Below are 6,820 nucleotides of genomic sequence, written 5' to 3'. Positions count from 1 at the left end.
CGCGCAAGTCCAACGGCAAGATCGAGCCGAAGATGGGCGCCAAGTGGCGGATCCTCGCAAAAATCTTCGCCAATCCGGACCTGCCGGAAATCGACGACTATTACGAGCCGTTCGATTTCGACTACGGCCACCTGCAGACCGCCCGCGAAAGCCAGACGTCGCCCACCGCGCGGCCGCGTTCGCAGATTACCGGCGAGCGCATGCAAAAAATCGAATGGGGTCCGAACTGGGAGGAAATTCTCGGCGGTGAGTTCTCCAAACGGTCGGTGGATTCCAATTTCGAGGGCATCGAGAAGGAAATCTACGGCGAGTACGAAAATACTTTCATGATGTATCTGCCGAGGCTGTGCGAGCACTGTCTCAACCCGACCTGCGTCGCGGCGTGCCCGTCGGGCGCGATCTACAAGCGCGAGGACGACGGCATCGTCCTGATCGACCAGGAGAAGTGCCGCGGCTGGCGCATGTGCGTCTCGGGCTGCCCCTACAAGAAGATCTATTACAACTGGTCTTCCGGCAAATCCGAGAAATGCGTGTTCTGTTATCCGCGCATCGAGGCCGGGCATCCGACCGTCTGTTCGGAAACCTGCGTCGGCCGGATCCGCTATCTCGGCGTGGTGCTCTACGACGCCGACCGCATCTCCGAAGCCGCCTCGACGGCCGACGAGAAGGACCTCTACGAGGAGCAGCTCAAGATCTTCCTCGATCCCAACGACCCGGCCGTGATCGAACAGGCGCGCAAGGACGGCGTGCCGGACGCTTGGCTGGAAGCTGCGAAGAAATCGCCCGTCTACAAGATGGCGATGGAGTGGAAGATCGCGTTCCCGCTGCATCCCGAATACCGGACCCTCCCCATGGTCTGGTACATCCCGCCGTTGTCCCCTTTGCAGGCGGCGGCCGAGTCCGGGAAGATCGGCATGGACGGCGCGATGCCGGACGTCCGGTCTCTCCGGATCCCGGTCCGTTACCTCGCGAACCTGCTCACGGCGGGCAAGGAAGCCCCGGTCGTCTCCGCGCTGGAACGCATGCTCGCCATGCGCGCCTACATGCGCGCCAAGACGATCGACGGTGTCATCGACGAGGTGGTGGCCGAGAAGGTCGGCATGACCGGCCAGATGATCGAGGAGATGTACCACGTGATGGCGATCGCCAATTACGAGGACCGCTTCGTCATCCCGACATCGCACCGCGAGATTTCCGAGGACGCCTATGACGTTCGCGGTTCCTGCGGCTTCACCTTCGGCAATGGCTGCTCCGGCGGCGAGACCGAAACCAACCTGTTCGGCGCCAAGCGCACGCGCACCGTCCAGACACCAACCGACATCTTCAAGGAGCGGGTGTGATGAATACAGCCCTGAAAATCATTTCGTTGCTGCTCTCCTATCCGTCCGAGGAGTTTCGGACCGCAATGCCGGAACTCAAGGCGGCGCTCGACAGCGCCGGCATCGGCAAACGCGAGACTTCTATGCTCAAGCGCCTCGCCGACGACATCGCCGCACTCGATCTCTATGACGCGCAGGAGCGTTACGTGTTCCTGTTCGATCGCACGCGCTCGCTGTCGCTGCATCTTTTCGAACATGTCCATGGCGAAAGCCGTGACCGCGGCCAGGCCATGGTTGACCTGATGCAGATGTACGAGGCCGACGGCTTCGAGATCGACGCGAAGGAACTGCCGGACTACCTGCCGATGTTTCTCGAATACCTGTCGGTGAAGCCCGCCGGAGAGGCGAGCGAACTGCTCGGCCAGACGGTGCATATCGTCGCCGCCCTGCGCGAGCGGCTGAAGAAGCGCAAGTCCGTCTACGCCAACGCCTTCACCGTGCTTGAGGCGATGGCGCGGGGAAAGCCGGACGCAGCTCTCCTGGCTGAACTCCTCGATGCTCCGGAAGACAATCCGGAGGATCTCGAAGCGCTCGACCGGGTCTGGGAAGAGGAAGCCGTCACCTTCGGCGGCAATGCCGGCGAGAACGCCTGCGGGCCGGACCGCCTGCAGCGCCAGATCCGCGCCTCCAACCGCAAGCCTGCCGACATGACGCAGGCACCGAACGCCTGAGAGGACAAGAACAATGTCTGACTTCCTGAACACGCTTCTCTACGGGATCTATCCCTATATCGCGCTTGTCGTGCTGATCCTCGGCACGATCGTGCGCTACGACCGCGAGCCCTACACCTGGCGGTCCGGCTCGTCGCAACTGCTGCGCCGCAAGCAGCTGATCTGGGGCTCGGTGCTGTTCCATGTCGGCGTGCTGGTGATCTTCTTCGGTCATCTGATCGGTCTCCTGACCCCGATTGTGATCTTCGACGCGCTCGGCATCAGTCACGGCGCGAAGCAGTTGCTGGCGATCGTCGCCGGCGGCATCGCCGGGATCATGGCGATTGTCGGCGCGACCTTGCTCGTTCACCGCCGCCTGTTCGACGCCCGCGTGCGCGCCACGTCGAGCGCCTCCGACACGCTGATCATCGTTCTGCTGTGGCTCCAGCTGGCGCTGGGCCTGCTGACGATCCCGGTGTCGCTGCAGCATCTCGACGGGCACGAAATGGTAAGGTTCATGACCTGGGCGCAGGGCATCTTCACCTTCAATGCGGCTGCCTCGAGCTATGTCGCCGGGGCTTCCATCATCTTCAAGCTGCATCTCTTCCTGGGCCTGACGATCCTGCTCCTGTTCCCGTTCACGCGCCTCGTGCACATGCTGAGCGTGCCGGTGCGCTACATGTGGCGGCCAGGCTACCAGGTCGTGCGCGAACGCAACCATCGCGCGGCGCAGACGCGCGCGCCGGCGGAGTGAACCATGGCGACGATCTATCAAAATCCGTCGCTCTCATCCCCTGCGGACGAGCCGCAGGGGTCGGGATACACGACCTACCAGGAGCCGGACACGCGGATCCCGCCAAAGGCCGCGCCGGTGATCAGGGAAATCTCCGTCAACGGCATTGCCATACCGGAGGCCGATATTCTCGCCGAGGCGCAGAACCATCCCGCCGAAAATCCCGGCGGCGCGTTGCGCGAGGCAGCCGAGGCGTTGGTGATCCGCGAACTGCTGTGGCAGGAAGCCCGACGTCTGGACATCGATGTTTCGTCCTCGCGCGACGAAGCGGGGCGCATGGAGACGGAGCGCGACGCGGCCATCCGTCTGCTGATGGACCGCGAGATCGATACGCCGACGGCGACCGAGGAGGAATGCCGGCGTTATTACGACAGGCATCCGGACAAGTTCCGCACCGAGCCGATGTTCGAGGCACGTCACATCCTTGTCGCCGCGCCGGAAAACGATCGCGAAGCACGTGCCGGCGCGAGCGAACGCGCGACCGATTTCTGCAACGTGCTTGGCAAACGATCCGCGCGGTTTTCCGCGCTGGCGAAGGAATATTCCGCATGTCCGTCGCGCGAACACGGCGGAAATCTGGGCCAGCTGACCCGCGGAAGCACCGTCAGCGAATTCGAGGAAGCGTTGGCGAAAATGCAGGAGGGCGAGATCTCAGCCGTGCCTGTCGAAAGCCGCTTCGGTTTCCACGTCATTGCGCTGGACCGGCGGATCGAGGGCAGGGAATTGCCTTACGAGATGGTCGCCGAACGCATCGCGGCCTGGCTCGAGGCATCCGCATGGTCCAAGGCTGTCTCGCAGTACATTTCCGTGCTTGCCGGCCAGGCCGACATTAAAGGCATTTCGCTGAACGGCGCGGACGGTCCGCTCGTTCAGTAGGAGGAGGAAGGTGAACAAGCAGGAAGAGGCACGGCACATGGCCCTTGCGACGCTGGCGGCGGCGCCGTCGCCCGAGCAGCTTGTGGCGCCGCTGGATTACGTCTTTGCCGAGCATTTCCGCCAGCGCACGCTTTGCTGGATGATCGACCGAATTGCCGACGAGCAGAAGCGTGACGAGGAGGGCATTGCCGCCGTGCTGCGTTTCCTGCGCCATGATTTCGGTCAGCATGTCGTCGACGAGGAAGAAGACCTGTTCCCGTTGTTGCGCCGGCGCGCCGAACCGGAAGACCGGATCGAGGAAGTCCTCGGCGAACTCAGCCAGGAACACGCCGCCGACAAGCAGGATGCGGATGCCATCACGGAAGGCCTGTCGCAAGCAATTGTCGGCAAGCGCTTCACGAAGGCTTTGCGTGCCTTGCTGCACCGTTTCGCCGCCAACGAACGTCGGCACCTGATCGTGGAAAACGCGATCGTGTTGCCGTTGGCGCGCGTCCGGCTGACAGGCGACGATTTGCGCAATCTCGGCCGCCGCATGGCTGCGCGCCGGGGCATCGACTACCCGGACATGCCACATGCTGTCTGACCTGCTCGATCACAACATCCGCTGGGCGACCGGCAAGGTCCGCGAGGATCCGGACTATTTCCGCCGCCTCTCGGCTTTGCAGCGGCCGGACTATCTGTGGATCGGCTGTTCCGACAGCCGCGTGCCGGCGAACGTCATCACCGGGCTCGAACCCGGCGAGGTCTTCGTTCACCGCAACGTCGCCAATCTCGTCCACCGCGCCGACCTCAACCTGTTGTCCGTGCTCGAATTCGCGGTCGAAACCCTTGAGATCAAGCACGTCATTGTCTGCGGCCACTATGGCTGCGGCGGCGTGCGCGCCGCCATGGACGGCCACCGCCACGGCATCATCGACCACTGGCTGCAGCCTGTCCGCGATGTCGCCGACGCGCATGACGCGCAACTCACCGCCGTGCTCGATCCGGAAACGCGCCTGAACCGCCTGTGCGAATTGTCCATCGCGGCGCAGGTGGCGGGCCTGTCGCGCACCCCGATCATCCAGTCGGCCTGGAAACGCGGGAAGGAACTGGCGATTCACGGCTGGGTTTACGGACTGAACGACGGCCTCATCCGGGATCTCGAATGCGGCTGCACGGGGCATGATGCGGGAGAATGCCATGACCGTGCATAGCGCCGTTGGAACATCGCGCTGCGGCTGCGACGATACGCGTCTTGCCGAAAGGATGCTGACGGTCGCGCAAGCCACCGCCATTGCCCGCTCCCTTGTTACCCCGGTTCGCGAGACGGAGCCGATGCCGCTTGGCAGGGCATGCGGAAGGGTGGTCGCCAGCGATGTCACCGCGCCACACCCGATGCCGTTCTTCGACCAGTCGGCCATGGACGGGTTTGCCGTCCGCCTTGACGATCTGGCGGTGCAGGGGCCCTGGCGCCTGACCGTCACGGATACGGTGGCGGCCGGCGCTCGTGCGCCCGACGACGATTGGATGAAGGGCACGGCGAAGAGGATCTACACCGGCGCTCCGGTCCCGGCTGGCGCCGATGCGGTCGTGATGATCGAGGACTGCCGGGACGAAGGCGCATGCGTCACCGTCGGCCGTCCTCCGCGTTCCGGCGAGAACATTCGACCGCTGGGCAGCGATATTGCGCGCGGCGCGCTGCTCGTCGCGGCGGGCACAATGATCGAACCGCGTCACATCGGGCTGCTCGCCGCAAACGGCTTTGCCGAACTTGACGTGTTTCGGCGTCCGCGTGTCGGCGTCTTCTCGACCGGCAGCGAACTGGTGTTGCAGGGCGCGCCGGAAGAGGGCCGCATTTTCGACGCCAACCGTCCGATGCTGATCGCTCTGGCCGAAACTGCCGGGGCCGAGGTCATCGATCTGGGCATCGTCGATGACAAACACGAAGCGACGGTCCGCTTCTTTTCCCGTTATGCCGGTGAATTCGACATGCTGCTTTCCTCCGGCGCAGTCTCGGCCGGCGGGCGCGACTTCATTCGTTCGGCCTTTGCCAGGGCCGGTGGCGAAATCCGCGCCTGGAAAGTGGCGCTGAAACCGGGCAAGCCCGCCTTGTTCGGCACGCTCGGCCGGACCGCGTATTTCGGCCTGCCGGGCAATCCCCTGTCGGCGTTCGTGGGCTTTGAATTGTTCGTGCGCGAACAGATCCTGCGTCTTGGCGGCGTCAGCGAGCCGAAGGGCGGTGAAACGCGGGCGCTCGCCGGATATTCCGCGCGCCGCAAGACCGGCCGAACCGAATATGTGCCTGCCCGGATCGTCTCCCGGTCGCCGGAGGGCGTGCCGGTCGTCGAGGCGCTGGGCAATGGCAGTTCCGGGACGCTTTATGCGCTCGGTCTCGCCGACGGCCTGGCAGTCATTCCGGCGGAGCAGGAACGGATCACGTCGGGCGACACGCTGGGCTTCCTCGCTTTCGGCCCGCGACTGGCGGGACTTACAAATGGAGACTTCCTATGACCGACCATCCGCTTGCCATCGCCGCGATACGTTTCGGCGAAGGGGATCGCATCGACGAACTTCTCGAAACGGTCGCGCGCGCCGTTCAGTCGCGCGGCTATCCGGTCGCCGGCTATTTTCAGCGCGAGACGCCGGACGGGCCGGGTTGTTGTCCCGCGACTTTCCTGGAGGATGTATCGAGCGGAGAGCAACTGCGTATAACCCAGGCGCTCGGCGCGGGATCGCGCGGTTGCCGGCTTGATCCGCAAGCGCTGGCCGATGTCTCCGGTCGGCTTCTTGCGGCCGTGGATCCCGCTACCGGTCTTCTCGTCCTCAATCGCTTCGGCAAGGGGGAGTCGGACGGGCAGGGCTTCCGCAGCGTGATCGAAAGCGCCTGCGGCCTCGGCGTGCCCGTACTGACCGCAGTCCGCGCGACATACGAACCGTTCTGGAACGAATTTACTGCCGGTACGGGCGTGTTTCTGGCGCCCGATGCCGAGGCCGTCACGCGTTGGGCGCTGGAGGCCATTGCCGGGCGGAGGAAGGCGCGCGATGCGGCCTGAACGGGCCGGCCGGGCACGTCACCTGTCGGCAAGCTAATATTCTTGGAAATTCCCGGCGATGCGCTGCGTGCGTCGACCCATCGTGCCGTT

The 6,820-nt window shown here is 64.3% G+C and carries 8 protein-coding genes; all 8 read left to right on the top strand.

Features of this window, described 5'->3' with window-relative positions:
- A partial coding sequence (narH, locus tag IG169_RS08335; RefSeq protein WP_193175728.1) for a nitrate reductase subunit beta occupies positions 1 to 1,340 on the top strand: 1,340 nt, incomplete at its 5' end.
- On the top strand, positions 1,340 to 2,050 hold the full coding sequence (narJ, locus tag IG169_RS08330; protein ID WP_193175727.1) for a nitrate reductase molybdenum cofactor assembly chaperone: 711 nt from the start codon (positions 1,340 to 1,342) through the stop codon (positions 2,048 to 2,050). The genes narH and narJ, both read left to right, overlap by 1 nt.
- A 13-nt stretch (positions 2,051 to 2,063) precedes the next feature.
- Positions 2,064 to 2,783, top strand: coding sequence for a respiratory nitrate reductase subunit gamma (narI, locus tag IG169_RS08325; protein WP_193175726.1), 720 nt, complete (start codon positions 2,064 to 2,066; stop codon positions 2,781 to 2,783).
- 3 nt (positions 2,784 to 2,786) lie between these two features.
- Positions 2,787 to 3,698, top strand: coding sequence for a peptidylprolyl isomerase (locus IG169_RS08320; protein ID WP_193175725.1), 912 nt, complete (start codon positions 2,787 to 2,789; stop codon positions 3,696 to 3,698).
- 10 nt (positions 3,699 to 3,708) lie between these two features.
- Positions 3,709 to 4,281, top strand: a complete 573-nt coding sequence (locus IG169_RS08315) for a hemerythrin domain-containing protein (protein WP_210325924.1) — start codon at positions 3,709 to 3,711, stop codon at positions 4,279 to 4,281.
- Complete coding sequence (can, locus tag IG169_RS08310; protein ID WP_193175724.1) at positions 4,271 to 4,891, top strand: carbonate dehydratase; 621 nt, start codon at positions 4,271 to 4,273, stop codon at positions 4,889 to 4,891. The genes IG169_RS08315 and can overlap by 11 nt, the downstream gene beginning before the upstream one ends.
- A complete protein-coding gene (locus IG169_RS08305; RefSeq protein WP_210325923.1) occupies positions 4,878 to 6,188 on the top strand; it encodes a molybdopterin molybdotransferase MoeA in 1,311 nt (436 codons plus the stop codon). Before can ends, IG169_RS08305 begins: the two co-directional genes overlap by 14 nt.
- Positions 6,185 to 6,730: a DUF2478 domain-containing protein gene (locus IG169_RS08300; RefSeq protein ID WP_193175723.1), complete on the top strand. Its 546-nt coding sequence runs from the start codon at positions 6,185 to 6,187 to the stop codon at positions 6,728 to 6,730. Before IG169_RS08305 ends, IG169_RS08300 begins: the two co-directional genes overlap by 4 nt.
- Positions 6,731 to 6,820 lie beyond the last annotated feature (90 nt).

Source organism: Oricola nitratireducens (assembly GCF_014904745.1).
Lineage (GTDB): Bacteria > Pseudomonadota > Alphaproteobacteria > Rhizobiales > Rhizobiaceae > Oricola > Oricola nitratireducens.
The sequence above is the reverse complement of the archived record's forward strand: the minus strand, read 5'-3'. Positions and strand labels throughout refer to the sequence as shown.